This is a genomic window from Micromonospora sp. LOL_023, assembly GCF_048060115.1.
GTDB lineage: Bacteria > Actinomycetota > Actinomycetes > Mycobacteriales > Micromonosporaceae > Micromonospora_E.
The window spans coordinates 1-26,082 of the sequence record NZ_JBHMIM010000044.1; the positions used below are offsets into that span (position 1 = coordinate 1).

The 26,082-nt window shown below is 69.6% G+C and carries 21 protein-coding genes; 1 reads left to right on the plus strand and 20 read right to left on the minus strand.

What is annotated here, in order from left to right; translation table 11 throughout:
* The 13 genes from ACFHVL_RS22045 to ACFHVL_RS22105 form a co-directional block, all read right to left on the minus strand.
* Positions 1-2,345: coagulation factor 5/8 type domain-containing protein (locus tag ACFHVL_RS22045; protein WP_416630313.1), on the minus strand; the 2,345-nt coding region annotated here is incomplete at its 3' end.
* 293 nt (positions 2,346-2,638) lie between these two features.
* Complete coding sequence (locus tag ACFHVL_RS22050; RefSeq protein ID WP_416630314.1) at positions 2,639-2,962, minus strand: zinc ribbon domain-containing protein; 324 nt, start codon at positions 2,960-2,962, stop codon at positions 2,639-2,641.
* A gap of 43 nt (positions 2,963-3,005) precedes the next feature.
* Positions 3,006-3,374 (minus strand): anti-sigma factor family protein, encoded by a 369-nt coding sequence (locus ACFHVL_RS22055; protein WP_416630315.1) that lies wholly within the window; start codon positions 3,372-3,374, stop codon positions 3,006-3,008.
* A 168-nt stretch (positions 3,375-3,542) separates the two neighbouring features.
* The gene (locus ACFHVL_RS22060) at positions 3,543-5,975 is read right to left on the minus strand and encodes a right-handed parallel beta-helix repeat-containing protein (RefSeq protein ID WP_416630316.1); all 2,433 of its coding nucleotides are present in this window, start codon (positions 5,973-5,975) and stop codon (positions 3,543-3,545) included.
* Positions 5,976-6,014: 39 nt separating this feature from the next.
* Positions 6,015-6,329 carry a hypothetical protein gene (locus tag ACFHVL_RS22065; RefSeq protein ID WP_416630317.1) on the minus strand — a complete coding sequence of 105 codons (315 nt, stop codon included), beginning with the start codon at positions 6,327-6,329 and terminating at the stop codon, positions 6,015-6,017.
* Positions 6,322-6,771 carry a YbaB/EbfC family nucleoid-associated protein gene (locus ACFHVL_RS22070; protein WP_416630319.1) on the minus strand — a complete coding sequence of 150 codons (450 nt, stop codon included), beginning with the start codon at positions 6,769-6,771 and terminating at the stop codon, positions 6,322-6,324. Before ACFHVL_RS22070 ends, ACFHVL_RS22065 begins: the two co-directional genes overlap by 8 nt.
* The gene (locus ACFHVL_RS22075; RefSeq protein WP_416630321.1) at positions 6,764-7,702 is read right to left on the minus strand and encodes a hypothetical protein; all 939 of its coding nucleotides are present in this window, start codon (positions 7,700-7,702) and stop codon (positions 6,764-6,766) included. The genes ACFHVL_RS22070 and ACFHVL_RS22075 overlap by 8 nt, the downstream gene beginning before the upstream one ends.
* Before the next feature lie 2 nt (positions 7,703-7,704).
* Positions 7,705-10,236 carry a hypothetical protein gene (locus ACFHVL_RS22080; protein WP_416630322.1) on the minus strand — a complete coding sequence of 844 codons (2,532 nt, stop codon included), beginning with the start codon at positions 10,234-10,236 and terminating at the stop codon, positions 7,705-7,707.
* 169 nt (positions 10,237-10,405) lie between these two features.
* Positions 10,406-10,702 carry a WXG100 family type VII secretion target gene (locus ACFHVL_RS22085; RefSeq protein WP_416630324.1) on the minus strand — a complete coding sequence of 99 codons (297 nt, stop codon included), beginning with the start codon at positions 10,700-10,702 and terminating at the stop codon, positions 10,406-10,408.
* Positions 10,703-10,740: 38 nt separating this feature from the next.
* The gene (locus tag ACFHVL_RS22090; protein WP_416630325.1) at positions 10,741-11,067 is read right to left on the minus strand and encodes a hypothetical protein; all 327 of its coding nucleotides are present in this window, start codon (positions 11,065-11,067) and stop codon (positions 10,741-10,743) included.
* A 115-nt stretch (positions 11,068-11,182) separates the two neighbouring features.
* The gene (gene eccB / locus ACFHVL_RS22095) at positions 11,183-12,595 is read right to left on the minus strand and encodes a type VII secretion protein EccB (protein WP_416630326.1); all 1,413 of its coding nucleotides are present in this window, start codon (positions 12,593-12,595) and stop codon (positions 11,183-11,185) included.
* A gap of 16 nt (positions 12,596-12,611) precedes the next feature.
* Positions 12,612-14,009 (minus strand): type VII secretion integral membrane protein EccD, encoded by a 1,398-nt coding sequence (eccD, locus tag ACFHVL_RS22100; RefSeq protein ID WP_416630327.1) that lies wholly within the window; start codon positions 14,007-14,009, stop codon positions 12,612-12,614.
* Between the two features lie 8 nt (positions 14,010-14,017).
* Positions 14,018-14,953: a hypothetical protein gene (locus ACFHVL_RS22105; RefSeq protein ID WP_416630328.1), complete on the minus strand. Its 936-nt coding sequence runs from the start codon at positions 14,951-14,953 to the stop codon at positions 14,018-14,020.
* A 166-nt stretch (positions 14,954-15,119) separates the two neighbouring features.
* On the opposite strand from ACFHVL_RS22105, the gene eccCa reads away from it, so the two are divergent.
* A complete protein-coding gene (eccCa, locus tag ACFHVL_RS22110) occupies positions 15,120-19,091 on the plus strand; it encodes a type VII secretion protein EccCa (protein WP_416630329.1) in 3,972 nt (1,323 codons plus the stop codon).
* Positions 19,092-19,135: 44 nt separating this feature from the next.
* Here the strand turns inward: eccCa and mycP are convergent, their stop codons facing one another.
* From mycP to ACFHVL_RS22145, 7 genes are all read right to left on the minus strand, one after another.
* Positions 19,136-20,341, minus strand: a complete 1,206-nt coding sequence (gene mycP / locus ACFHVL_RS22115) for a type VII secretion-associated serine protease mycosin (protein ID WP_416630331.1) — start codon at positions 20,339-20,341, stop codon at positions 19,136-19,138.
* Positions 20,342-20,362: 21 nt separating this feature from the next.
* A complete protein-coding gene (locus ACFHVL_RS22120) occupies positions 20,363-21,175 on the minus strand; it encodes a zf-HC2 domain-containing protein (protein ID WP_416630333.1) in 813 nt (270 codons plus the stop codon).
* Between the two features lie 131 nt (positions 21,176-21,306).
* Positions 21,307-22,977, minus strand: a complete 1,671-nt coding sequence (locus ACFHVL_RS22125) for a S8 family serine peptidase (RefSeq protein ID WP_416630334.1) — start codon at positions 22,975-22,977, stop codon at positions 21,307-21,309.
* Positions 22,974-24,716: an RICIN domain-containing protein gene (locus ACFHVL_RS22130; RefSeq protein WP_416630336.1), complete on the minus strand. Its 1,743-nt coding sequence runs from the start codon at positions 24,714-24,716 to the stop codon at positions 22,974-22,976. Before ACFHVL_RS22130 ends, ACFHVL_RS22125 begins: the two co-directional genes overlap by 4 nt.
* A gap of 106 nt (positions 24,717-24,822) precedes the next feature.
* Positions 24,823-25,359: a sigma-70 family RNA polymerase sigma factor gene (locus ACFHVL_RS22135; RefSeq protein ID WP_416630337.1), complete on the minus strand. Its 537-nt coding sequence runs from the start codon at positions 25,357-25,359 to the stop codon at positions 24,823-24,825.
* An 86-nt stretch (positions 25,360-25,445) separates the two neighbouring features.
* Complete coding sequence (locus ACFHVL_RS22140; protein WP_416630338.1) at positions 25,446-25,751, minus strand: hypothetical protein; 306 nt, start codon at positions 25,749-25,751, stop codon at positions 25,446-25,448.
* Positions 25,748-26,038, minus strand: a complete 291-nt coding sequence (locus ACFHVL_RS22145; RefSeq protein WP_416630340.1) for a hypothetical protein — start codon at positions 26,036-26,038, stop codon at positions 25,748-25,750. The genes ACFHVL_RS22140 and ACFHVL_RS22145 overlap by 4 nt, the downstream gene beginning before the upstream one ends.
* Positions 26,039-26,082 lie beyond the last annotated feature (44 nt).

The following is a 26,082-nucleotide window of genomic DNA, read 5'->3' on the forward strand; positions in this document are numbered from 1 at the left end:
TCCGTCGCGTCATCGACAGGCCCGACCGATTCCGTCGCGTCATCGACAGGCCCGACCGATTCCGTCGCGTCATCGACAGGCCCGACCGATTCCGTCGCGTCGTCGACAGGCCCGACCGATCTGATCGACGACTCGGTGTCGTCAAGTCGCGGTGTGACGTCTGGCTCCGCCGGAACATCGACGGTGTCAGGGACGGCAGCGCCATCCGGCGACTCGGCGGTGGTCTGCTCCGACAGGTCCGCCGGCTCGGCAAGGCCCGGCAGACCTCGCAGGGCGATTGCCCGCTGGATGTCAACCGTGGGATCCGGTTGCCGGGTACGCCTGAGTTCGGCACCAGCATTCCCTGGTTCGCCAGCGCGCAACTCCGGCCGGCGCGGCGCGACATGCCACCCGTCCGACTCCTCCCCAGCCAGCAGATGATCTCCGAGCCGATCCGTGGGGATCATCAACTCGGCGCCGAGATAGTTGGCGAGCAGCTGGAGGCTGGCCTGGTCGATTACCTCGACGTCCAACCGGATCAGACTGTCGCCATGAGTCCATTCCGGCCGTTGAGCCGCGACTGCCTTGGCCACGAACCACACGCCAGCCGGTATACCGAAGAGTCGGAACGGGCGGTCGGCGTCCGGCCCACGACCGACCACGAGCAGCGGGGCGGACGTATCCGCAGCAGCAAGCGGCGGACCGTCGCCGTCCCGATCCGGTACGGTGCCGTCCGGACCTTTCTTGACCCGCAGGTCCAGCCTGGCCCGTACGCCACCATCCGCTGAGACAACCGGGTGGGCGGTATCCGGCACCGGGTCGTCGGCAATCACCGCCAGGTCATGGTCGAGAAGCGGGAAAGGATCGGGAATCCGGATCGGGGTCGACTCGGGGCGGTCGGTCCGCCGGGGCAGCACCGCCGACCATCCATCGTCGGACGGCTGTCCGCTGATCACCACCGTCTGAACCTGGTCGGCCAGCCGCTGGCAGAACTCATGCGGCACCAGATCCACCGAGATCAACAAGATCGGCCGTCCGCCCCACTCACCGTGCGCAGCGACGATCTCACCCAGTTCGCTCGGCCCAACCTCACCTGCCTGGGTCATTATCCGATCGCCGTCTGCCGGACCGACCAGGACCGTGAACAGCCTCGGGTCGGGCCGCCACCAGTCGGGCGGTCCGGTCCCGTCATCGACAAGTGCGATGTCGGGCACGTCGCGACCCGGCTCCGCGCCGAGCCCCACAACCACGGCCGCCTCCGGTGGGGAAATGACGACCCGCTGGCGGGCCGCCGCGGGCAGCCGGGCCAACAGTTCGTTCAGCACCGGCCGGACATCGTCGCTCGGCAACACCCCAGGCACTCCGACCACGAGCTCGAGCCGGCCCGGCCGCCACGGGCGCGCCCGTACCGCCGGACCATGTCGCCCAACGAACGGTGGGCGGATCCACAACCCGCACTGGACGGCCTCGACCACCCACCGCTCGTTCAACCGGTAGGTGGCGGCCTCGGCCGGAACCGGACTAGCCGGTGCAAGGCCGGCCAGCGCCTCGACCGGCCCCACCGGACGGGGTACACCGGACGGCGAAACGGCAAGCTGGCGGATCGGCTGCGGCCAGACTCGGGACGAGTCCGCCTCAACGGCGATCGACGTGAGCCGGTCACCGGCGTCCACCGTCGGCAGACCGGTGGCCATCGTGACGGTGCCGTGCCATCGGCTGCTCAACGTCCGTGCCAGCTCCATGCACACCTCCGCGCCCGAGCCGTAGGGCACGACGATCAGCCGGGTGCGTAGCTGGGCCGGTAGCGCGTCGACCACCGCCACCACCGCGTCCACCCCCGGTGCTGGGCAACCGGGTCGCCCCACCAGCAGGACCGGACGTTCCACGTCGAGCGGAACGGCGTAGGCGAGGTCGTCCAGCTCCGCAGCGGCCAGGTCCGGCCCCTGCGGATAGACCCACACTCCGGCCGGGATCGCGACCCGGACCAGTCCAGAGTTGTCGCCCGCCAGCAGCTCGTCGATGTCGACCTCCCAGGCAGGCGTCGGATGACGCCGGCCCGCCTCGACCGATTCGGCCGTCGGCCCGAACCGTCGGAAGCCGTCGACGGCGAACAGCGTGGCACCGGGAACCAGCAGCAGCCGGCCAGCCGGGGCGAGTACCTCGGACCCGAGTTGTTCGGCGAGCGCGACCGCTGGCACTCGCCCGGCGTCGTCCGACGCGCCCGCCCGGGCCACCGCCAGCAACGCAGCGGTGCGCGGCGGAACCGCGATCGGAAGCGCCTCGGCGACCGCCCGCCAATCCGCCGGTCCGCCGAGGTGCCCCACCAGCGTCACCACACCGGTCACGGTGGGTATCGAACGGGCCATTTCGGCAATCGCTCCATCGTCGGACGCACCGACGATGGCGACAGTGTCGGAAAGCCAGCGGAGCATCGCCGAACCTGAGGTCACGGATCGAGTCATCTGCGTATCGCCATCCCTGGTTCCGTCGCCGGGCGTGAAGAAGTCTACGTTTTCCGGATTCGGCATGACAGATCGCTCCACCGCGACTGCTCATCGGCTTTCCGTCCGCAGACCTCCACCGAAGGACGAGCCGGCCTGCCCCAAGGTTCACGACGACGAGTGTGATCTCGCCAGGGGGGCAGGCCGGTACCGTCGGGCTAGTCGTAGACGACAAACTCCGAGATCGACCACCAACTGCTGCTGGATCCGGTCTGCGCGACCCGGATGTGCCGTACGGCTGCCCGGCAGCTGGTACGGCTCGTCCAGCGCGGCGCCAGCGGCCGGATCGCACTGGGAGTAGCCACGGGCAGCACGCTGACGTCCGGCGTTGATGCAGTGGGTGACGAGGGCTGCCCGGCGGCCTTGATGTTGAACGCGGCGTTCACCTCCCGATCGTGGTGACTGCCACACGGACAGACCCACGGGCGTGAGCGCGAGCGACCTTCACGACAGCCTTCCTGCGACGTGGTCGGGGAGTTCACTTTCGCTTCCGAGGCGGAGTTCGGTCGACACAGGTTGCCTTCGCTACCCTTTGCGCGCGGACGGCAACGGACGCGGCCGGCCCTGCTCGCGGACCACCATCCTCAGGTCGAATCGACAGCGGGTCGGCTCGATCGGGGAACGTCGGGGCGAGCCGTCAGGGATCGCCGTCGCCGCCCCGAGCCGGCCGTCGGGATCGACCTGAGCCAGGTTGGCTGGATCGGTCATGTCCGTCGGTCGGAGCAACCTCAGGGCGACAGCCACCGAACGTAGGCTGGCCAGCGACTCGCGACACGACAGGCAGCCGACCAGGTGGGTCCGGGTCGACTCGGCCTCGGCCTGATCGAGCCGCCCGAGCACGTACAGGCCGAGTAGATTCTGCGTTGCCGGATCACCGCATGATCCACCGTTCATGCCGTGATGCGCTTTGGAACCTGGTCGATCATGGTGTCCATCGCCTCCGCCTTCGCTCGTGAAATCATTTCGTCAAGGTAACGAGCGGGGCGAACGGACAGTTCGCAGATTACGTGAGGGGAATCCCCGTTCCCGAGATCTGGATGGTGCACGGCACCTCGGCGGTGGTCACACCATCGTCCCGGACACGCTCGCTTCGTTCACGGCGACCGGCAGATCCTCGACAGTGAGCAGGGCGAGTTCCGCATTGCTGACATCAGCGGCGAGCGCCAGTCGGGACGCCTGCATGTCGGCCATCCGTTCGAAAACCTTCCGGGCCTCCCGGCCGTTGCCGAACGTACCGTCCTTCGGGATGCGATCGAAGTACGCCAGCAGGGCCGAGGCGGCAGCGGGATCAAGTTGGTAGTCGTGTCCGGCGCACTGGTTCTCGACGATCGTCACCAACTCTGCCGGGCTGTAGTTGGCGAACTCGATGGTCCGGCTGAACCGGGACTCCAGCCCTGGGTTCGCCTGCAGGAACCGTTGCATGTCGGCGGAGTAGCCGGCCGCGACCACGACCACCTCCTCCCGGTGGTCCTCCATCAGCTTCACCAGCGTGTCGATGGCCTCCCGGCCGAAGTCCGGGCCGGTGCCGCCGCGGCTGTTACTCAACGTGTACGCCTCGTCAATGAAGAGCACCCCACCGAGCGCCGAGTTGAACGCCTCGGTGGTCTTGATCGCCGTACCACCGATGATCTGCGCGACCAGGTCGGCGCGCGCCACCTCCACCAGGTGCCCTTTGCGCAGCACCCCGAGCTCGGCCAGGATTCGGCCGTAGAGCCGGGCGATGGTGGTCTTGCCGGTGCCGGGCGAGCCGGCGAAGACCAGGTGGCGTGCCATCGGCGGTGCAGACAGCCCTGCCTCCTTGCGACGCTTGGACATCTTGTTCAGGTTGATCAACGAGGTCACTTCCTGCTTGACGCCGTGCAGCCCGACCAGCGACTGCAGCTCACGCAACGGGTCAGTCCCGCGCGCCACCGGCTGCCGCTCCTCCCCCGGCGTCGGCGACGGTCCGGCGGGAGCCCCGGCGGTCGTGCCGTAGGCATCCGGCAGCCGGTTACGGCTGCTGATCAGCTCAGTGACGGTCAGCTGGGCATCCGGGTCGTGCTGTCGCAGGCCGGAGCCCTGATTGTCGTGCACCTTGCAACCGGTGACCCGCACCGTCCCCTGGGTCCGTACGGCGATCCCATCCCCAGCGTTCGCGGTGAACTCCGAGTCGACGACCGTCCCGGAAGAACCCCCGGCGAGAACCAGGCCGGCACCTTCCGCGTCGTGCACGCGACACGCCGTCAACGAGATGTTCACCCCCGAACCAGCCGTTATCCCTTCCCCGCCCACGCCGGCGATCTCAGAATCGGCGAACGACACCACGGCATCGGCGAGCACCACCCCGGCGGCGGTTCCGCCGCGCAAGCTGAGCCCGGTCACCGAGGTCTGCGCGCCTCCGGAGATCGTCATCCCGACGCCGCCGCACCGCTCGATCGTGACGTTCTCGAAGCGGCCGCGGGCGCCGTCGACGACCTCGATGGCCGGTCCGTCGCAGCCGTGCACCTCCAGCCGGTGCAGCAGGGGGTCGGCACCGCCGTCCAGACGCACCCCGGCACCGGTGCAGTCGTTGATCGTCATGCCGGTCAGCTCCGGCGTGCTCCGGTCGCTGATACTCACGCCGACACCGGCGATGTTGGCAGCGGTACAGCCTTCCAGCCGGCCGGCGGAACGTCCGCTGAAGCGGAATCCGCTACGCCGGGCACCGGTGACCTGACAACGCCGTAGCGTCGGCGCACACCGCTCACCCGTGAACACCCCGTCGGCGGCGCTGCCCTGCACCGTGCAGTCCTCCAGCACCGACGCGCCGGTCGTAGCAAGGTAGACACCGACGCCTCTGGTCTTGCGGACCGTCAATCGGCGTACCGTGGCTTCGGACTGTTGCTCGGCGGCGAGCGCCGGCTTGGTCGTCGCGCTGATCTCGGTGTCCTCGATCGAGATTCGACCGTGGCCGTTGAGGCAGATGCCGTTTCCCCTGGCCTCCCGCACGATACAGGCGCGTACCCGCAGCTCACCGTGCTCCGCGACGACCACACCCGAGGTGCCGAGCTGTTCGACCCGGCAGTCGTCGAGCATGCTGCCGGTCGCCGACGTCACCACCACCCCGGCACCGACCTGGTTGGTGACCCGGCTGCCCCGCATGGTCAGCGACCCCTGGTCGCGGACGAAGACCGCCGCCCAGGCGGACGCGGTCAGCTCACACTCGGTCACGCTCAACTGGCCGGAGGTGAGGGCCAACGCGGGGCTGTCGCTGTCCGCCGCGATTATCGTCAGTCCGGACAGGGCAGCCGACTCGGCGGCGAGCACCACCGCGATGCCCGACTGCGGGGCTATCCGCACCGTGCCCGGACCGTCCTGGGCCGCGATGGTGACGATCTTCGTCAGGACCAGGTTCTCGGCGTAGCTGCCCGGTTGTACGGTGATCACTGATCCGTCGACGGCAGCACGCAGCGCCTCACCGAGTGTCCGGTACCCAGATCCCGCCGACTGGCTGACGGTAATCCTGCGCTGACTCATGCTCGCCCTACCTCCATATCACAGCCGCGACCAGCCGGATCAGCTGTCCGGTCCCAGTCTCTTGCTGTTTTCTTCGTCCAACTTCTCAAACTCGTCGATTGCCCCGTGGCCCTCCTCGCTGAGGCCGATCAGGCCCTCGGCAACGAACCCGACGCCCTCCAATGTGTCCCTGGCGTTCTCCTCACGTTGCCCGGCGAAGGGCCTGCCGTACTCATCGTCGCCCCATGGCTCCACCACGGTAGACCGAATGCCGTGCACGCCGGACAGTGCGGTGTCGATGTCCCTACCGACTTCACCGAGCACGCGGAACATCCGCCGCGCGCCGTCCGGATCAATCCGGGTCTCGTCAGCCATCGCCGCGACCCTGCTGCTCGGCGGCGCGCACGATCCCGGGCAGATCGATGGCCGAGGTCATCAGACCGCCGACGACATCGTTGAGGTCGACCTTGCCAGCTGCCAGGTCACCGAAGTTGACGCCAGGCAGCACGTCCCTGCCCGCCATTGTCTCGATCTTGCCAAATGCCTGGGACCGGCCACGCCGGACGACATCCAGTAGCATCTCGGCGAGCTCGTTCGGCGCCATCGTGCGGTACCTGGTGTTGTTGACCGTGAACTTGACCAGCTCACCCCGGCCGTCGAAGGTCGCCGTCAGCATCTTGTTCGCGGACTCGACCGTCGTAGTCGCCTCGTTCATCTTGCGCTGGAATTCCTCCAGCTTGCGCTGCTCCTCTGCGAGCAGGGCGAACATTGCTTCAAGTTGCCCCGACGCTCGCGTCGGGCCGTCCTCGTCAGCCATTGCGGTCTCCCTTCATGTACTTACGGAACTCCCGGTCCAGCCCTTCCCGCACTTCCTCCTGAGCCTTCTCGATCCGGGTCTGCTTGCCGACGACGTTCCAACCCTCGTCCTGGGCACCCCAGGCACTCGGGTCGCCCTGTACCGCGTTGTTTGCCCGTCGCTGCGGGGAGGAGGTGTCCTGCTGGCCGCCGCCCATTCCGCCCATGCCCATTCCGCCCATGCCCATCCCACCCATTGGCATCGGCATCATCGGGATGCCACCGCCACCGCCCGCCGGTGGTGGTGGCGGTGCCAACTCGCTGGGCTGACCAGCCCCGAGCACCGGTCCTACCGGCCGGAACAGCTCGACATCGACGTCCGACCCGGACGCCAGGATGACCCTCTCGCCCTCGTCGCGGGCCTGCCGACTCAGGTCGGTGCCGACCGGTGGTTCGTCGACGGACGCCAGCGCGGGCGGGGACGTGCCACCCAACGCCCTGCCGATGTCCTGGTACGCGGACGCGACGTCATGTAGGACGAGTTGCGCCCGGCTGTCGTACTCGCCGATCTGGCTAGGGTCGGCAGCACGCTGTGCCTGGAGCTCACGCACCCGCGCCTGGCCGGCTGCGAGCGCGTTCGCGGTGCGCCGCAGCTGTCGCCCGTACTCGCCCTCGTCGAGGGCGTGCAGCAGTTCGCGGGTCCGGCGCAGCGGATCGGCCAGTCGCGACGCGTCGACGTCACCACCGGGCCAGGCGAGGTCGGCTCCCTGCCCTTGCCAGCAATCCTCCAACCTGCTCAATGTCCGGTCGGCCGTGGCGAGGATGGTCCGCAGACTGCGCCGCGCGTCGTCCAGCAGTCCGGCCCCGCGTTCGACCTCCGCGCTATCGGCCGAGTCGAGCACCGCGGCGATCTCGTCGAGGGTGCACGGCCTGCCGACCGCCGTCTCCCTCATCGTCAGTCACGACCCAGCGCTCGGCTGGACGCCGCCTCGGCGTCGTCCTCGCCCCACATGCCATCCTCGCCGACCAACCAGGTGTTGCGCTCCCTGTCCCGGTCGCCCTGCTGGCCCATCCCGCCGCCCATCGGTGGAGACATCGGCATCCCCGGTCCGCCGGCCGGCGTCATCGGTGACAGCGACATAGCGGCGGACGCCGGGGTCCCGGCAGCACCGCCCTGAGTCACCGGTGCCAGCTCCAGCGGTGCGGGATGGTCGCCCTCGTCATCGGATCCACCGCCGGAACCGCCACTCCCGCCCGATCCACCGCTGCCCTCGCCGGAGTCGTCGAGCCGGCTTGCGGAGTCTTCGCCGCCACTCAGGAAGTCCGAGATGGAGGTATGGTCGCCGTCCTCCTCGATCAGCTCGTCGAGCACCCCGTCGACGGCTTCCCTGGCCTCCGTCAGCGCCTCCACCCGCGCCTTGCGCTCCGCCTCGGTCCCGCCCTCGCCCTCACCGGCCAGTTCCTTCTCGATCAGCTCGTCTATCGAGTCGGCGACCGCCTCCTGGGCCTCGGCGATCGCGTTGTCGCGGGACTCCTCCAGGCTGTCGGGCACGCCGTCGCCGTCAGCGTCGACGCTGTCCCCGTTTTCCTCGGAACCGGCGCCACCCGCCGAGTCCTCCCGGTCGAGCGGGTCGTCCGACACAAGCCCGTCGATGGCCTCGTCCGCGGCGCGCTTCGCGTCAGCCAAGGCATCGTTGCGTGCCTGCTCCTCGTCATCGGTCCCGGCTGAGCCGTCTCCCGAGCCGCCACCCGACCCGCCGACCCCGTCGATCGCCCGGCCGGCCGCCTCCCGGGCTTCGTCGAAAGCGTCACCGACTGCGGGATCGTCGCTGGAAAGGCCGCCGATGGCCTCGTCGACCGCGTCCTGGGCCTGTTCGAGTGCCTGCTCGCGGGCCTGGTCCGGCGACACATCGCCGGCACCCTGTCCACCCAGGTCGTCGATGGCCCTCGCGGCGGCCTCCCGGGCGTCGTCCAACGCCTTCTGCCGGGCCTCGTCGACCTCGGCATCGCCGGTCGGTTCGGTGTCGAACAGATCCTTGATGACGTCGTCAGCAGCCTGGCGTGCGTCGTCCAACGCCTTGTCCCGGGCCTGCTCGGCGGCCGGATCCGACGACGAGGTCGGCGGAGGTTCGCCGGCACCGCCGCCGGCCAGATCGTCGATCGCGTCGTTGGCCGCCTCTTGGGCGTCCTCCAGCGCCTGGTTGCGGGCCTGCTCGGCCGGGCTCGGGTTGGAACCCGAGCCACGGGAACCGCCGGATGAACCACCGGGCAAGCCGCCGGGCAAGCCACCAGGCGAACCACCCGCTGCCGGCCCCATCAGGTCACCGATGGCGTCGTCGGCAGCCTTACGGGCGTCCTCCAGCGCCTGGTTGCGGGCCTCGGCGGCCGGATCCTGACCGGAACCACCAGAGCCGGAACCACCGCCGGTTGGTGAGGAGCCGCCGCCTGCGCCGAGGCCGTCGATGGCGTCGTTCGCGGCGTTGCGTGCGTCCTCCAGCGCCTGGTTGCGGGCCGCCTCGACCTCGTCCTCGCCCCCACCTGGGGCGCCGCCGCCGAAGCCACCACCTGGGCTGGAACCGGCACCACCACCTGGGCTGGAACCGGCGCCGCCGCCGGGGCCGGAGCTACCGGTGTTCTCGTCCGAACCGCCGGCTAGATCGTCGATGGCCTGCTGAGCCGCCTCATTGGCGTCGTCCAGTGCGGCGTCGTAGTCCGGGTCGCCGGTCTTGAGGTCTTCGATAGCGTCGTCGACGGCATCCTTGGCGTCATCGAGAGCTTCGTCACGAACGTCGCCGCTAGCTTCGCCCCCGCCCTCGCCTCCGCCCCCGCCCTCGCCTCCGCCGTCGCCGTGCCCGTGCCCGGCGCCGGTGTCGGCGGGGTTGTCGTTGCTCGTGGTGTCGATCGGTTCCAGCAGGCTGATCTGCAGCTTCGTCATCCGGCCGCCGATATCGCGGTACTCGTCGGACAATTCCATGAGCCGGACCCGCACATTCGACAGGGTCCACTTGTTCGCCGCCCTGACAGCTGCCTTCTCGGCCCGTTCTATGTCATCCGCTTTCGCCTGGCCCGAGTCCGGCACACCGTCGTAGATCTCCTCGACCATCCGCCGCGCATCGGCCTGCAACGCCGTACGTAGTTTCTGGCCGATGTCGATGATCCCCCAGTAGGAGGCCTTGAAGTTGTAGAGCGCCTCCCGGACGTCGTCGACCTGTTTGCTGTAGCGGCTGCCGTCCAGGACGTTGTAGACGCCCTCGCGGCTCTTGCGCTTCAGCTCGTTGACGTGCTCGGTGAAGGCAGTGGCGGCCTCGCCGACGAACACCGGCGAGTCGCCCGAGGTCAGTTTCTTGACCTGGTCGGTGAGGTCCTCAAGGACATCGTCGAGCGCCGTGGTGGACTTCTTCACCGCCTCGGCGGCTTCACCCCAGGGCTCCGACACGTCGATGTCCATGCTCTTGATGTCGGAGATGTAGTCTTCGATGTCATCCATGCTCTGGATCTGCGCAAAGGTCTGACCCATGGGAGGGCTCTTCTCATCGAAGGTCCCCACTTCACCAACGGCCACGACCTACCCCATCCGAATCATCGATGAACACCACTGATCGCCAACCCCGGCGGCCGCCGGGGTACCCGTCGGGCCCCCGGCGCCAATCGACCTGCTACCGGCCGAACCGGTTACCAGAACGGATATCCTGCTCCTTCATGTCGTCGGAGCGGATCTTGAGTTCCTTCGCCAGTTCGTGCACGATCGTGTTCATGTCGCCGAAGTTCTGCTCGATCCGCAACGACAACTCGTTGTAGTTCGCCGCCGCCGGACCGCTCCAGGTGTCGAGCGCCCGTCCGGTCTCCTGCGACAGACTCTGGATGAGCTGCTCGACCTCACGGTTGACTCCCTGCATCTGGCTGACGCCTTCGAACAGGATGTCGTACTTGTAGCCGATAGAGTCGTTCCCCATTTGGGCCCCTCCGTCTCCATGGCCGCTGCCGAAGCGGCTCAGATGTCCTTGAGAATGTTCAGGCCGACGGCACCGAGCTGACTGGCGTTGTCGTGGTCCTGCTGGTCGAAGTCCTGCACGGTGCCGTCCACGTTGCCGGCCATCTCCTGCAGGTCGGCGACGATCGCACTCACCTCGGCGACCCAGGCATCCCGCGCGTTCAGCAGCGCCCTCATCATGGCACCCTCACAAACGTCGTCCATCGAGTTGACGGCGTTGTCGAAGGTAGCCTTCTGCCGGTTGATATTGTCCGCCGTTGTCCGATGGTCGTTGGCCACCCTGTTGGCCACCATCGGATCGAGAACCGTGTCCGCATTGCCTGCCATAGGTTCCTCTCACTCCCGTTCGGACGCACCGTCTGTCCGGGTCCATGCAACCAGTCGGAAACGGACGAACACCGGCTGCCGGGCCCGGTGCCGCATTCGGCGGGGATATCCCCCGTCAACCGCCCCAGACCTGGCTTGTCAACGCTGCCGCCGGGTCCAGCACCGGGCCAGTCGGCAGCAGTTCCAGCAGCTCACCGGGGACGTCGACCGGCTGCGCCCCGCCGTACCCCAGCGCCTCGGCGCCCGCCGGTGGCAGCGGGTACTTCACCCCGTACTCGGAGATCAGGAACATTGCGCCGCCAGCGGTACCCGGTGCGTACGGGTTCCGGGCCAGTACTCCGGTCCCCGGGGCGATCATGATGCGGTCGGCGGTACCGGTCGCGGTCGCCGCCCGCGGCACCGGCAACGCCCCGGCCATCGCGGTAGCCGGCACCCGGTAGAGCTGCACTGCCACGGTCGCGCCGGCCGAGTCGAATCCGACGCAGGGCAACCCACCGCCACCGGTCAGGGGCTGCGGCGGATCCGGCGGGTAGCCCTCGACGAACTCCATGCTGGTGGCGACCGGCACCGCCGCCAGTTCGTCGGGGCGCACGGGGATCGGCCCGACGGGGCCGTCCGGATAGGCCTGCCCGATCGCCGGGTCGGCGAGCACCAGCGTGGCAGCCGTGCGGCTCAGCCGGACGAAACCATCCGCCTGGACCAGGAACTGCTCGGTCGTGTCGTTCATCGAGTTGCGTACCTCGTAGACCTGGCCGACCCTGGCCGGCCGTCCGCCCACCGACGGGCCCGGCTGGCCCCGGCCGGCGACGGCCGGAAAGATCAGATCCCGTCCGGGTGGAATCGGGTTCAGCCAGGCCGGGGTCACCAGAACCGGCACCTCGGCCGTATAGCCGAGCGCCACCGCGGTCGCCACCGTCAACCGGTACCGGCGGCCCTGCCAGACCAGGTAGCTCTGCCCCGCGGCGGTCCGGGCCAGGAACCCCTGCTCAGGACTGAGTGGCACCGGATCGACGAGATCCCCCAGCAGCAGTGTCACCGCCGGTACACCAGCCGGTGACGGTGGCGGCGCACAGACCGTCCACGATCCGCGATAGAGCCGGTTCGCCGCCGGCACCGCGTCCGGGGCGCCCATGATGCCGATCGGCGCTCCCACCGGCACACCCGTCAGGGAGTACCGGGACACCCGGACGATGCCGGCGTCCATCGCCCCGCCGAGCACCAGACGGGCGGAGGCATAGTTGAGCACCGGCCGCAGATGTCCGTCGAGCAGCAGATAGCGGGCTCCGGTCTCCTTGACCGCGATGATCACGCCAGGACGGTTCCAGGAGGTGTCGCCCCCCGGGCGGAAGATCCCGTAGATCCCGAACCCGCCGGCGATCACAACGGCCAGCAGGATCCCGATCACCAGGCCGATCATCGGGCGGCGGTTGGGCGGCTCGTACGGATCGGGCCGGCCCATCATGAGGGCGGCGTTGAGCCGACCCAGAACGTAGAAGTACGCATGGACCTGATCCCGGCGTGACTCCATCGGTGGGGCTCTCCCGTCAACTCGCCCAGGCGCGGATCATCGGATAGATCCCGAGCGCCGCACCGAGCACCGGGATCAGCGCCACCGCGAGGATGATCTCCAGAATGTCCACTGTCCGTCCCCAGTAGGGCCGCAGCCGCCGACCCGGCAGGGTACCTCCGGCGGTGAGGATGGCGCCGGCGACCGCCACGACCGCCGGCGCCAGCACCGCGACCCGGACCAGATCAGACCGGTCGGCCGCGAACCGCAACAGATCGAACAGCACCAGTGCGATGGCCGGTGTCAGCGTCGCCCAGCGGGCGACCAGTCCGCTCAGGTGCCGGGACCGCATGCTGATCAGCGCTGCGATCACCAGAGCCAGGACCATCGGCCACAGCCCACCGGGGGTGACGAGCACCGCGGCACTGATTGTCTGCGCGGCGCCCACACCGACGGTCAACGCGGCGTGGTAGGCCAGGCCGGCGGATCCCCGGTCGACCACCATCCGGTACGGCGCCGGCTCGATGTCCTCCGACAGTTGCTCCGGCCGGCCGGGCAACAGTGGCAACGCCAGACCACCCAGCCGGAATCCGAGTGGCGGCAACATCAACGCGATCAGCAAGGTCAGCACCAGGCCGCAGGCGGCAGCTTCCTGCGGCGTCACCGGCCCAACCGCAGCCAGCAGCGCGGTCACCGCGCCGGTCGCGACGAACGCGATCGCCCCGGTGAACAACAAGAAGCTGGCGGCGACCAACGAGGCGCCGGCCACGAGCGTCACCAGCACGGCCAGGCAGGCCAGCGCCACCCGGACCGCTGTGCTGGAGTACGGGGCGATCGCCTCGGCACCGAGCCACCCGGCCATCGCCGCGTAGCCTGCCGCGCTGGCCGTCAGCAGGGTGCCGGTCTGCGGATCCGGAACCGCTCGGCTCACCAGTCCGGCAGCGGCGAGCAGCGGCAAAGTGAGCAGCGCGGCGACGGCGGCGCGAATCCCTACCGGCCCATCCAGCCCGAGCACCAGCAGACCGCCGGCGAGCGCCAGCGCACCCATGGTGAGCAGCAGCGCCCGGGTGCGGGGAACCGACCAGCGGTACGGGCTGGTCCGCGCCTGATCCGCGACCCCGTCGACAAGGTCGTCGAAATCGATCGGCGGCAACTGCTCGGCCCGGGGCCGAAAGTGCAGCGTCTCGCCGTCGAGCAGGTGCAGCTCGACGGCGGTGCGCTCATCGTCCAGCGGTGCTCTGCCGAGGCGCTGCACCACCCAGCCGTCGTGTTCGGCACCGCGGTCGGCGGCGTCCGGGTCGAGTTGGAGCAGCACCTCGGGTAGCAGGTCGACCAGCGGGGTCTCCCCTGGCAGGGCGAGATCCGCCGTCCGGTTGCCGAGCACGAACCGCAACCGGACCGGAGCGGCCAGACGCTGTCTGGCGAGGCTTTCCATATCCGTGATCAGTCAGGCGGGTAGTAGCGGTAGAAGTCTTCGTCGGTCTCGCCGTTCCTACCGCTCGGGTCCGGTCCCCAGAAGTATGGCTGGTTGTTCAGCCACCAGATCTCCTGACCATCGGGACCGGTCTGGTGCTCACCGTCGACCTTGTACCAACGCCAGGTGTTGTCGGACCAATCCTTCTCGCCGCCCTTCGGATAGAAGTTCTCGTCCGGTTCACTCATCGTGAAGTGTTCGCCGGTCGGCAGTCGCGGCGTGTCGTCGTCGCCGTCGTCGTCGTCGCCGTCGCCGTCGTCGTCATCTTCCTGGCGGTCATCTTCCTGGCGGTCGTCGTCATCGTCGTCATCGTCGTCGTCATCGTGGAGAACGGCGCCTTCGTCCTCGATGTCCTCGATGGTTTCGCCATCGCCCAGGTCGATTTCTTCGTCTTCATCGGGGCCGAGGCCGTCGATCTCGAGCTCGTCCTCCATGTCGTGGATGTCGTCCGGATCGAACTCGATTTTCGGCTTGCCGTCCTCGATCGAGTACGTCTTCTCGTCGCCCAGATCCTCGTCGTCGCCAGTGTCGTAGTCGTCCTTGGCCTTGACCTCGGTCGGCGTGAACTCGGCGTCGGCCATGTCCTCGACTGCGGACCTGGCAACGCCGGTGGCGGCGGCTACCGCGTCGGCATTGCTCATATCGACGCCTTCGAACGCGTCAGCGATCTTGTAGAGCCCGGCGTTGATCTCCTCGAACGCCAGCCCCAGGTACTTGGCGTGGGTGACGATCGCATCACGGCGGTCCACGAACAGGTCCTCGAGCCACTCGGCCACGTCGAACTTTCCAGCGTTGGGATCCATCGTGCCCAGATTCCGGAAGACGCTGTCGTAGTCGTCCATGATGGAGCCAATCGCCTTGGCGACTTTGCGCAGCTCTTCCGGCTCGACTCGTGTCTCGGTCATGAACGCCGCTCCTGCTATGGTGGGTCCGTCTTCCTACGGGTTCCCGATCGCCTTGGCCAGCGAAACCAGCACCCACGAGACGGTAGGCACGGTGGTCCCACCCGCATACCTGCACGGCGGGGCACCGGTCCGATCGGAGGGAAACCCCTCACCGAAGGAGACACCCGTGGGTACGGTCCCCTACTCGCGCAAGGCCCGCCGGGCCGGGCCTGTCGCGCCGGTCGAAGAGATCAACCTCCAGGAACCACCTGTCATCCCCGAACCCGCCGAGCGCGGCATCAGCTCGGTGCTCATGCTGGCTCCGATGGGCATCGCCTCGCTGGCCATGGTCCTGATGTTCCTGCGACCCAACGCGGGCGCGCTGGCGTACGTCGGGGTCTGCCTGATGGTGCTCGCCGCCGTGACGATGATGATCGTGCCGCTGATTCGCAACGCGGGGCAGCACAAACATCGGCTCAACGGCGAACGCCGCGACTACCTGCGTTATCTCGGCCAGGTCCGCCGCAAGGTGCGCACCTCACTGGTCGAGGAGCGGCGGGCAGCCCGGTGGCTGCATCCCCACCCAGGCGCGCTGTGGACGATGGCGCTGAGTCAGCGGCTCTGGGAGCGCCGGACGTCCCACGAGGACTTCGGCGAGGTCCGGGTAGGTCTGGGTGCCCGACGCTCGACCACCCGGCTGATCGCACCGGCCAGCAAGCCGATCAGCGATCTGGAGCCGCTCGCCGCGCACGCGCTGCGCCGCTTCCTGCGCGCCTACGCCACTTTGCAGGACGCCCCGATCTCCCTCTACCTACGCGGCTTCGCCCGGATCGGCTTCAAGGGCGATCGGCGCACCACCCGCGGCGCCGTCCGCGCGCTACTGGCCCAACTGACCGTCGCGCACTCGCCACAGGACGTGTACGTGATCGTCGCCGCCACCGGTACCGCCTGGGACTGGGTCAAGTGGCTGCCGCACGTCCAGGACGACTCGGTCCCGGACGTGACCGGCACCCGGCGGCGGGTCGTGACCGAGGCAGCGGAGATCGACGAGACCCTCGCGGCCCTCGGCATTCCGGACCGGCCAGGCTTCGAGCCGGACACTCCGGTCACCGCGATGGAGCCGTTCGTGGTGCTGGTCCTCGACGGTCCCACCCTGCCGGCCAACCACCGGCTCGGTACGGACGGCTACCGGAACCTGATCACCCTCGACGTACAGGCCGTCTTCGGCTGGGAGACCCACCCGCACACCCTGCTGGTGCAGACGGCCAAGGACCTGCTGAGCGTCGTCTCGTTCGACCATCTGGGCAAGTCGAGCAACAGCCGCCTGTGCAGGCCGGACCTGATGAGTGTGATGTCCGCCGAGGCGCTGGCCCGCACCCTAGCCCGGTACCGGGTCGGTCAGGGTGGCGACACCGAGGAGCCGCTGGCCACCGACTACGACCTGGCCGGACTGATTCAACTCGGCGACCTGACCACCTTCGACCCGGCCGTCTACCGGGCCGGGCGTACGGCGGCGCAGCGGTTGCGGGTGCCGATCGGGATGACCTCGACCGGCAGCCCGATCGAACTTGACATCAAGGAGGCCGCAGAAGGCGGAATGGGGCCGCACGGCATGCTGATCGGCGCGACCGGTTCCGGCAAGAGCGAGCTGCTACGGACTCTCGTGCTGGCCCTGGCCGCCCGGCACACCTCGGAAGAGTTGAACCTGGTCCTGGTCGACTTCAAGGGCGGCGCGGCGTTCCTCGGCTTCGAGCGGCTGCCGCACACCTCGGCCGTGATCACCAACCTGTCGGAGGAACTCGAGCTCGTCGACCGGATGCAGGATGCGCTCACCGGTGAACTGAACCGACGGCAGGAACACCTCCGGGCCAGTGGGTACCCCTCGCGGCGCGACTACGAACGGGCCCGCGCCGACGGTGCGGCGATGGAGCCGATGCCGGCGCTGTTCATCGTCGTCGACGAGTTCAGCGAGATGCTCAGCAGCAAGCCGGAGTTCATCGACGTCTTCGGCATGATCGGCCGGCTCGGCCGCAGCCTCGGGGTGCATCTGCTGCTGGCCAGCCAGCGGGTCGACGAGGGGCGTATCCACACCATCGAATCGCACCTGTCGTACCGGATCGGTCTGCGGACCTTCTCCTCGATGGAGAGCCGCAGCGTGCTCGGCGTACCGGACGCCTACGAACTGCCGAACGTCCCCGGCAACGGTTACCTACGGCCCGACACCCAAACCTTGATCAGGTTCAAGGCGGCGTACTGCTCCGGCCCGTGGCGACCGCCGAACCAACGACGCCGCACCGCCGGGCAGGGCGGTCTGGTCCCGTTCGGCACCGCCCACCTGCGGCCTGAGCAACCCGTCGACCCGCAGCCGGACGACGAAGCCGACGATCTGGGGGACAAGCCGCCGATCCTGGCCGACATGCTGCTGCAGGTGTTGCGGGGGCACGGACCCGCCGCCCACCAGGTTTGGCTGCCACCGTTGACCGATACGACAACGCTGGAGAAGCTGCTGCCACCGCTGATCGAGCATCCGACCCTGGGGCTCGCACCGATCGGCGGCTTCGGCACGGGGCAGCTCACCGTCCCGGTCGGCCTGATCGACCTGCCGGCCCAGCAGCGCCGCGAGTTGCTGCAGGCCAGCCTGGCCGGCAGCGCCGGCAATGTCGGCGTCGTCGGCGGGCCGCAGGCCGGCAAGAGCACCTTGCTGCGGACCCTGATCTGTGCACTGGCGCTCACCCACACCGCAGCCGAGGTGCAGTTCTACTGCCTCGACTTCGGTGGCGGCGCGATGGCCTCGCTGTCGCGGCTGCCGCACGTGGGCGGCGTCGCGGGCCGGCTGGACCGCGACAAGGTGGCCCGCACGGTACTGGAGATGACCGGCCTGCTGGCCCGCCGGGAGATGCTCTTCGCCGAGCATGGGATCGACTCGATGACCAGCTACCGGCGGGCCCGGGCCACCGGGGCGTTCCACGACGTCGACCGGTACGGTGACGTTTTCCTCGTCGTCGACGGCTGGTACACGGCCCGACAGGACTTCCAGGACCTGGACGACCGTTTCGGCGAGCTGGCGGCGCGCGGGCTCAGCTTTGGCGTACACCTGCTGGTTTCCGCAGGTCGCTGGTCGGAGATCCGTCCCTGGCTGCGCGACGTCCTCGGCACCCGCTTCGAACTGCGGCTCGGGGACCCGGTGGAGTCCGAGGTCAACAGTAGAGTCGCGGCGACCGTGCCGGCGATCCCCGGCCGGGGGATCACCGCCGACCGGCAGCACTTTCTCACCGCGCTCCCCCGCATCGACGGCGACCCGAGCACCGAGGACCTCGCCGAGGCGACCGCCGAGTTGGTCGAGGCGCTGGACGTGCCCACCGCACCACGCGCCCCCAAGGTGAAGCTGCTGCCGGAACGGCTGCTCGCCGCCGAGTTGCCCGCACCCACCGCGCCGTCGCGGGAGGCTGAGATCCGGATCCCACTCGGCCTCGACGACGTGCGGCTGGCGCCGCTGTGGCACGACTTCGACGCCCACCCGCACCTGCTGATCTTCGGCGACACGGAAACCGGCAAGACGAACCTGTTGCGGCACATCGCCAGCAGCATCGTCGCGCACCACACGCCCAAGGAGGCGCGGGTGGTCTTCGGCGACTCCCGGCGCGAGCTGCACGAGTCGATCCCGCAGGCGAACCAGATCGGCTACTCGATGTCGGCCGAACGCCTCGCCGCTACCCTGGTCGAAGCCGGACAGGTGCTCACCTCCCGGCTGCCCGGGCCGGAGATCCCACCGAGCCGGCTGTCGAAGCGCGACTGGTGGACCGGCGGCCGGCTGTTCATCCTGGTCGACGACTTCGAACTGATCGAGGGCGGCCGGGACTCCCCACTCGCCCCACTGTTGCCGCTGCTGCCGCACGGTGCCGAGATCGGCCTGCATCTGATCATCGCCCGCAGCACGTCCGGGGCGGGCCGGTCGATGATGAATCCAGTGCTGCGGCGCGCCTGGGAGCTGGGGTCGCCAGCGGTGCTCTTTTCCTGCCCGCGGGAAGAGGGCAACTTCCTCGGCAACGTGCGGCCCCGGACCCTGCCGCCGGGCCGCGGGCAGTACATCGACCGCCGACGCAACGTCCGGCTGGTGCAGACGCCGGAGATGCCGGCTCCGCAGAAGCCGGCATCCTGACCGGCGACCTGGTACTGGGCGGCGGGCGGCCACGATGCCCGCCGCTACTGGTCGGCGTCCGACGGTGGACGGTCGACCGTACGGTGGGCAGACCGCCAGCCACGGGCCCGGCCGGCGGGCACCAGCACGTTGAGCAGCGCCACCAGCCCGACCAGCACGACCGACAGACCGGCGGCGAGCGCTGCCATCGTCGGCCCGACCGGATCGGGTGGCGGCAGATCGGGATGGCGGGCGTCGACCGCAGGCGCCACCAGACTGCCGGTGCTCTCCTCGGCGAGCGTGGCGGACACAGCCGCCGCCGAATTGACGACGCCCCAGCCGTAGCCGGAATCGGGCAGGGCCACCGCTGGATGGTCGGCGGTCGCCAACAGCCGGTGTCGCACCTCGGCGGCGGACAGGTCCGGCCGGTACGCGCGGACCAGCGCGGCGACGCCCGCCACGAACGGCACCGCGTAGCTGGTGCCGCTGCCGCGCCAGTGTCCGGGGCCGCCGGGGCCGACGCTGACCACCTCGACCCCAGGTGCGGTCAGCCCGAGGTGCGCTCCGGTCTGGGAGAAGGCGGCGAGTGTACCGGTCGAGTCGATCGCCCCGACGGCGAGCACGGTTGGCAGCGCCGCCGGGTACGCGACCTGCGTCCCCTGCCCGGCGCTGTTCGCCGCGGCCGCAACTACCAGGACGTCACGCTGCTCGGCGTACTCGATCGCTGCGACGAGGCTCTGCTCCGGTGCCGTGGTGCTGGCGGAGATGTTCACGATGTCGGCGCCGGCGTCGACCGCGGTGCGGATGCCCTGCGCGAACAGCCTGGCGGTGCCGTCGTCCATGCTGTTCGCCACCCGGACCGGCAGGATCCGCGCGTCGGGGGCGACCCCGTGGAAGCCGGTTCCGTCGACCGGTGCGGCACTGATGATCCCGGCGATGAACGTGCCATGGCCGAAACAGTCGCTGTCGGCCCGGGGCCGGCCGGGGCTGGTGAGGTCGACCCCGGGCAGTACCCGGCCTCGCAGTTGCGGACTGTCCGCCGCGACGCCGGTGTCGACGACGGCGACGGTGATTCCCGCGCCACGGGTCAGCGGCCAGACCCGATCCGCCCCCAGCCAGGACTGGGCCCAGGGCTTCCCTGTCTCCATGCTCTCCGGCGGCCGCAGGCAGTTGTCCCCGGGGTCGGGTAGTGCCGGCGCCGCCGCCATCGCCGGAACACCGGCCGCCGCCGCGGCCACCACCACGACGGCGAGTCCCGCGACTGCCCGCACGAGCATCACCGGTGACACGGGTCAGCCCGGTCCCGCCGACGACTGTTGCAGCTCCACCGGAGCCATCACAGCGAGTGATCCGTCGCGGGCGGTGACGCTGAACCGGGCCAGCCGGTCGATCGGCACCGGGCAGCTGGTCTCCACCTCCTGTGGGCGTCCGGTGCCGGTGACGGCGGCCAGTTCCCAGCTGCGCCCGTCGATGTCGGTGACGTAGAACCGGTACGGCGCACCGACGGTGAGCCCGTTGATGGCGGCGCGTAGCCCGAGGCCGTCGCCGTGTGCGGTGACCGCCACGGACAGGGTGGCCCCGGTCGAGGCATCGGTGGCGTTGGCGTTGGCGACCAGCGTGGTAGACGCATCGGCACCGAACAGCCAGGCGAGCATCGGCTGGCCGCCGGTGACACCGGCGATCAGGAACAGCGCGACCGCGAGGCCGACGCCGGCCAGCACCAGCCGCCGTTGTCGGCGTGGGCCGCGCCGGGGCCGCACCGCGCCGCCGGCGGAGCCAGTGGGACGGGTGGCGCGGTCGACGCGACCGGCCGCCGACACGGGACCGGCAACCGGCAACGGGTCTACCGGAGGGACGGGAACAGCAGGTTGCGCCGGGGCACCAGCCGCCGCGCCGAACTCGGCTATCAGGTCGTCGCGGTCGGCCTCGGAGAGCAGCGCCAGCATCATCACCGCCTCGCCGACCCGACTGGCCTCCGCCAGACAGTCACCGCAGATCGCGAGGTGAAGTTCGACGGCGGTCAACTCGTCGTCGGGCAGCGCACCCACCTGGTAAAGGCCGAGCGCGTCGCGCAGCTGCGGCTCGCCGCACCCGCCGTCAGCCATCCGCGATCACCTCCGTCGACCCGCCGCCCGCCCGGTCCTGGGTCACCGGCGCGACTTCACTGCTGAAACGGAAGCGCGCTGCGGTAGGTTCACGGATAACTCCCCCATGACTGTCGTCTTGCAGACAGTCGTCACGGCGACGTGCCGCGGGTCGGCTCGACCGGCTGCCCCTGTGGCCACTGTGCGTCCAGCCCTTCGCCGGACTCCGGTGACTGGCGCATCGTCCGCCGCAACCGGATGACCAGCAGTCCGGTCAGAACGAAGGCCGCCAGCAGAGTCAGGAGGAAAGCGATCCGGACCGCCTCGCTGTCGCCCGCCCCACCAGCCGGACCGCCGCTGGAGATCGGCGTCACCTCCTCGGGCAGCACCCGGACTATCGCAGCCTCCGGGTTGACCATCCCGTATCCGTAGCGCGGATCCGGCTCGCCGTCACCCATCCGGTCGGCGGTGACCGCCACCCGATGAGCCACCTGGGCAGCGGTCAGGCCGGGGTGGGACGCACGGACGAGGGCCGCGACACCAGCGACCACCGCGACCGCGTACTGGGTACCGCTGCCGGTGAACGATCGGGCGCCATTGGCACCGATGGTGGTGACGTTCACCCCGGGGGCGACGACGTCCACCGAGCCGGGAACGTACTCCTCGGCCGTCATGCCGTCGACGCCGATGCCGCCGACGACGATGGTCCCGTCGGGCACCGCAGCCGCACCGATGGATTTCCCATTTGCCGGAGCACCTGCGACCACGACGATGTCGTGCGACAGCGCGGTCGCCACCGCTTCGGCCACCAGGTCGGCGGTGGTGTCGACGTACGCTCCCAGCGCGATCACGTTGGCCCCGGTCGAGACGGCGACCTCGATGGCCGTGGCCTGCAGCGCCGGGTCGGCCGACGCCTCGTCGGTGACGATCCGCACCGGCATCACCACCGACTCGGGCGCCACTCCGGTAAAGGTCTCCTCCTTCGTCGCCGGCTCGGCGGCTACCAGACCGGCCATCGCCGTCCCGGTGCCCAGGCAGTCGACGTCACCTCGGCCGTCACCGGTCACGATGTTCGCGCCGATCGCCACTCGGCCGCTGAGTTGCTCGCTGCGCCCGTCCACGCCGGAGTCGACGATCGCCACGAGCTGGCCGTGCCCCCGGCTGTGCGCCCAGGCCAGGTCAGCGGCGATCCGCACCATTCCCCAGTCCGAGGGTTCGCTCGCGGCGGTCGCCGCCACGCACTCGCCCTCATCGGCCGGTGGAGGTGGTGGTGCGGTCGGCACCTGACCCGGGTTGGGCGGGACACCGGCCAGCGCCGGGCCCTCGGCCGAATCGGCCGACGGCTGTGGGCTGGCGGACTTCACCGGCCCGGCCGACTGGGTCGGCCGGGCCGGTGAATCCGGTGTGGCCGTCCGCCCCGGCGACGTTGTCGGGTTGCCGGTCACCGGGGCGGGACTCGGCGGCGGCTCGGTCGGCAGTACGCCGTACCGGATGCCGGGACCGGCGGCGTCCCAGGGCATCACCAGGTACCAGCCGGCACGCAGCGAGTCGGGGTCGGTCAGCGCCTGGCCAACTGGCTGGCTCCGCCCGACGTTGAGGTTGTACACCTCGTCCCACCGCTCCCCGTCGCCGAGCAGCCGGGTCGCGATGTCCCGAAGATTTTCTGGTTCGCCCTGATGCGACGGTGCCACCGTGTAGTAGGCCACCTGCTCGTTGGCGTACGCCGACCGTCCGGCGGTAGCAACCACGAGCAGGACCGCGACGGCCGCCGCCACGATCCCGCTCGCGACCCGGGGGATTACCGCGCCACCCGACCGGATCATCTGCTCAGGATCCATCGCTGGTCGACGGCGTAGTCCTGCAGGGTCCACTGGTTGACGGGCGTGCCGTCGCTGCCGCTGGTGTCGTCCCCGAGGATGTCGAGTACCTTGCCGGAGTTGCGGTTGATGATGTTGTAGCTGCCGTCGGCCCGGCGCAACAGTTTCCAGTGCTGATGGTGGCTGTTGATGTTCGGCTCGGCGATGGCCACCTTGGCCCCGTTCTCGACCGAGGCGTGCCGGATGGCGAGGTTCTTGCCGTGGAACGCGTTCGTGATGATCACCCAACCGGCATCCGGCGCGTCGGTGAGGTGCCAGTACTGGTCCGCGCCTCCGTTGTTCTGCCACAACTGCACGACCGTCCCGGCAGTGTGGTTGTCGTTCAGGCCTGGCACCTCGAGTAGCTTTCCGCTGAGCGCGTTGGTGAACTGGTAGCGGACCGTCGAGTCCCAGACCTCCGGCGGCGGCGCTGTGCTCTTGGGTGCCTCGGGCCGGCGTGTCGGAGTCGGCGACGACGACGGCTTCGGGCTGTTGGGTTCCGGACTCGGCGATGCGGCCGGCGACGGCGACGGGGTCGGACTCGGCGAAGGGCTGGGCGCGACCAGCCGATCGTCGGCCGCGTACCCGTCGAGGTAGTCGGCCACCAGATCGACCAGTTGCGGGATCGCGGCCTGCCGTGGAACGCCGCCGGCGGCCCGCACCGCGGTGGTCCCCCACTGGTACGCGGCGAGCGCCAACTCGTAGGAGCCCGAGCCGTCGGCCTTCATGCTGGACAGCTGATTGGTCAGGTCACACATCGCGCTGCCCAGCGCCGGGATCGCGGCCGCCGGGTCCCACACCGACGCCGACCGCGTCGGCCGGTACCGGTCCCACATGGCCTCAGTGAACTGGGCGATGCCCTGGCCCCCGTGACTGCCCTTGAGGTTCGGGTCGAACCCGGAGACCGCCATCAACTGAGCGGCGATCTGCGCGCTGGACACGTCGGCCGGACACACCCGGCCGGCGACGAGCACCAGCTCGACGTACTCCTCTGGGACAGCGACCTGTCCGATGTCCGAACCTGACGAACCGGCCAAGCTCTCCGGCGACGCCGCGGTGATGGTGTCGGCGAACTGCGGCTGGTCGGCGTACCAGTTCGCGTAGCCGACGACGGTGTCGACGTGCTGCCGAGCGTCTTCCGGCACGCCCCCCGCGTCGATCACCTGCTGTACCCCGACGCGCTCGGCGGCGACCGCCGCTCTCCACAGGTCACCGTCCACGCCGACCGACCGCGTCTGCCCGATGAACGCGCAGGTACGGTGCGCCACGGCGAGCACGTTGGCGCGCACGTCGGCGCGCTGGGCCGACTCCCACGGTGCCCAGTCCTGCCACTCCTGAGCGTCCATGCCGGCGAGACCCTCGCCGTACGCGGTGCGGGCACCGGGCTCGAACTCCGAGGCTGCCATCAGATGGGCGGCGAGCCGAGGGCCGGTCAGCGCCGGGCAGGCGGTCGTCCCGACGACGATCGCCGCCAGCACGTCCGCCGGCACCGGCTTGCCCTCGATCTTGGTTTCGGCCAGCGCCGGACCGACCTGCAGGCCTGCGGCCACGGCGCAGGCGACCGCCGCGGTGAAGGCCACCGCCGCCTCGGCTCGTTGGCGGGTGGTCCGCAGCGACCGCCACGCCCGTCCGACCACCGGACGGGATCTCGGCGCGGGCTGGATCGTGGAGCCCGGCGAGGGCTCGGGCGCGGGTTTCGATGTCACGGTTGACTTCCCTCTCCACCGGATGTGATCTGTGAACGGGACGGACATCGGGTCGGTTCACGACCCGAACGGATTCCTCGGGGATTTCCGGCGATCGGTCGGATTCTCAGAGGGTGAACCCACGGGAGGTGAGGTCCTCGTGCAGGGCACGCAGTGCGTAGAAGGTCCGGGACTTGACGGTGCCCTCCGGAACGGCCAAGTTTCGGGCGGCTTCGGCCACCGAGTGCTCCTGGAAGTAGATCTCGATCAGCGCGCCGCGCAGCCGTTCCGGCAGCCGGGCCACGGCGGCCCGCACCTCGCGGCGGTTGAGTAGCTGGTCAGTGCCGTCGACCGACGCGTGCCGGTCGGCGAGGTGTTCGTCGAGCCGCTCGGTCGGCCGGCCCTGGTTCGACCGAATGTGGTCGATGGCAATTCGACGGGCCACAGTGATCAGCCAGCCACGACTCCACTGGCCGTCGTCAGCGCACGCCTCAGGGTGGTTCCAGGCGCGTACCAGCGTCTCCTGCAGAACGTCCTCCGCCAGAGCGCGGTTCCCTCCGGTCACCCGCAGCAGGTAGTTCAGCAGGATCGCGCCGTGCGTCTCGTAGGCGATCCTGAGTGCTTCGTCGCCGGTCGGGGCCGGCGACGAACCGCTGGGAGGCACTCGCCTCGTGGCCGGTTCCACAGCAGTCAAGACGATCCCACTCACGCCCGAAGTTCACCACTCGCGGGTGGTATCCCGAAAAGTTATCAGCTACGGCCATAAGTCCCGCTGGCACTGGAATCCGGATCGGACCACCCCGCCCCGGCGTATCCCGGCCACTCGTAGCGGATGGCACCGCTGATCAGGCCGAGGATGCCGTCCGGACCGAGGATGCCGTCCGCCGCGAGGGTCCATTCGGCGACCGGGTCGAGGTCGACGCGGGTACCGGCCCACAGCCCGCGGGCGGGTTCGAGTTCCCGCCGAAGCGCGGCGAGGCGCCGCGCGATGTCACCAGCCAGGGTGTCGATGGTCTGTCCGACGGCCGCCAGATCCGACTGGCCACCGCCGCTCATCGACAGTCACCGCCGACCAGCTCCACCTCAGACCGCTGGCAGGCCTGGGTCGCCTGCAGGTCACGGGCGATGTCGTGCAGTGCGTCGTTCAGCATCCGGACGTAGATGTCGTAGCCGGCCAGCAGGTCCTGCAGCCGGCCGTCGGGCAGGTCCGCCAGCCCGGACCGATCGAGGCTCGTCAGGTGACGGCGGAGTTGGCCAAGTTGCGCGCCGACATCGGCGGCGGCGTCGAGGCAACTGTCGGCAGCGTTGCCGACCTTCGGCCTATACGGTGTAATCCCGCTCATTACTGCCTCCAGGCTCAGGGAGAACACCCTGAGAACGACCGGCA

What these genes read in the sequence shown, in the direction of transcription:
- ACFHVL_RS22055 (WP_416630315.1), bottom strand. Translation starts at nt 3,374, where the DNA reads ATGAACGGTGGATCATGCGGTGATCCGGCAACGCAGAATCTACTCGGC.
- ACFHVL_RS22060 (WP_416630316.1), bottom strand. Translation starts at nt 5,975, where the DNA reads ATGAGTCAGCGCAGGATTACCGTCAGCCAGTCGGCGGGATCTGGGTAC.
- ACFHVL_RS22065 (WP_416630317.1), bottom strand. Translation starts at nt 6,329, where the DNA reads ATGGCTGACGAGACCCGGATTGATCCGGACGGCGCGCGGCGGATGTTC.
- ACFHVL_RS22070 (WP_416630319.1), bottom strand. Translation starts at nt 6,771, where the DNA reads ATGGCTGACGAGGACGGCCCGACGCGAGCGTCGGGGCAACTTGAAGCA.
- ACFHVL_RS22075 (WP_416630321.1), bottom strand. Translation starts at nt 7,702, where the DNA reads ATGAGGGAGACGGCGGTCGGCAGGCCGTGCACCCTCGACGAGATCGCC.
- ACFHVL_RS22080 (WP_416630322.1), bottom strand. Translation starts at nt 10,236, where the DNA reads ATGGATGACATCGAAGACTACATCTCCGACATCAAGAGCATGGACATC.
- ACFHVL_RS22085 (WP_416630324.1), bottom strand. Translation starts at nt 10,702, where the DNA reads ATGGGGAACGACTCTATCGGCTACAAGTACGACATCCTGTTCGAAGGC.
- ACFHVL_RS22090 (WP_416630325.1), bottom strand. Translation starts at nt 11,067, where the DNA reads ATGGCAGGCAATGCGGACACGGTTCTCGATCCGATGGTGGCCAACAGG.
- eccB (WP_416630326.1), bottom strand. Translation starts at nt 12,595, where the DNA reads ATGGAGTCACGCCGGGATCAGGTCCATGCGTACTTCTACGTTCTGGGT.
- eccD (WP_416630327.1), bottom strand. Translation starts at nt 14,009, where the DNA reads ATGGAAAGCCTCGCCAGACAGCGTCTGGCCGCTCCGGTCCGGTTGCGG.
- ACFHVL_RS22105 (WP_416630328.1), bottom strand. Translation starts at nt 14,953, where the DNA reads ATGACCGAGACACGAGTCGAGCCGGAAGAGCTGCGCAAAGTCGCCAAG.
- ACFHVL_RS22120 (WP_416630333.1), bottom strand. Translation starts at nt 21,175, where the DNA reads ATGGCTGACGGCGGGTGCGGCGAGCCGCAGCTGCGCGACGCGCTCGGC.
- ACFHVL_RS22125 (WP_416630334.1), bottom strand. Translation starts at nt 22,977, where the DNA reads ATGATCCGGTCGGGTGGCGCGGTAATCCCCCGGGTCGCGAGCGGGATC.
- ACFHVL_RS22140 (WP_416630338.1), bottom strand. Translation starts at nt 25,751, where the DNA reads ATGAGCGGCGGTGGCCAGTCGGATCTGGCGGCCGTCGGACAGACCATC.
- ACFHVL_RS22145 (WP_416630340.1), bottom strand. Translation starts at nt 26,038, where the DNA reads ATGAGCGGGATTACACCGTATAGGCCGAAGGTCGGCAACGCTGCCGAC.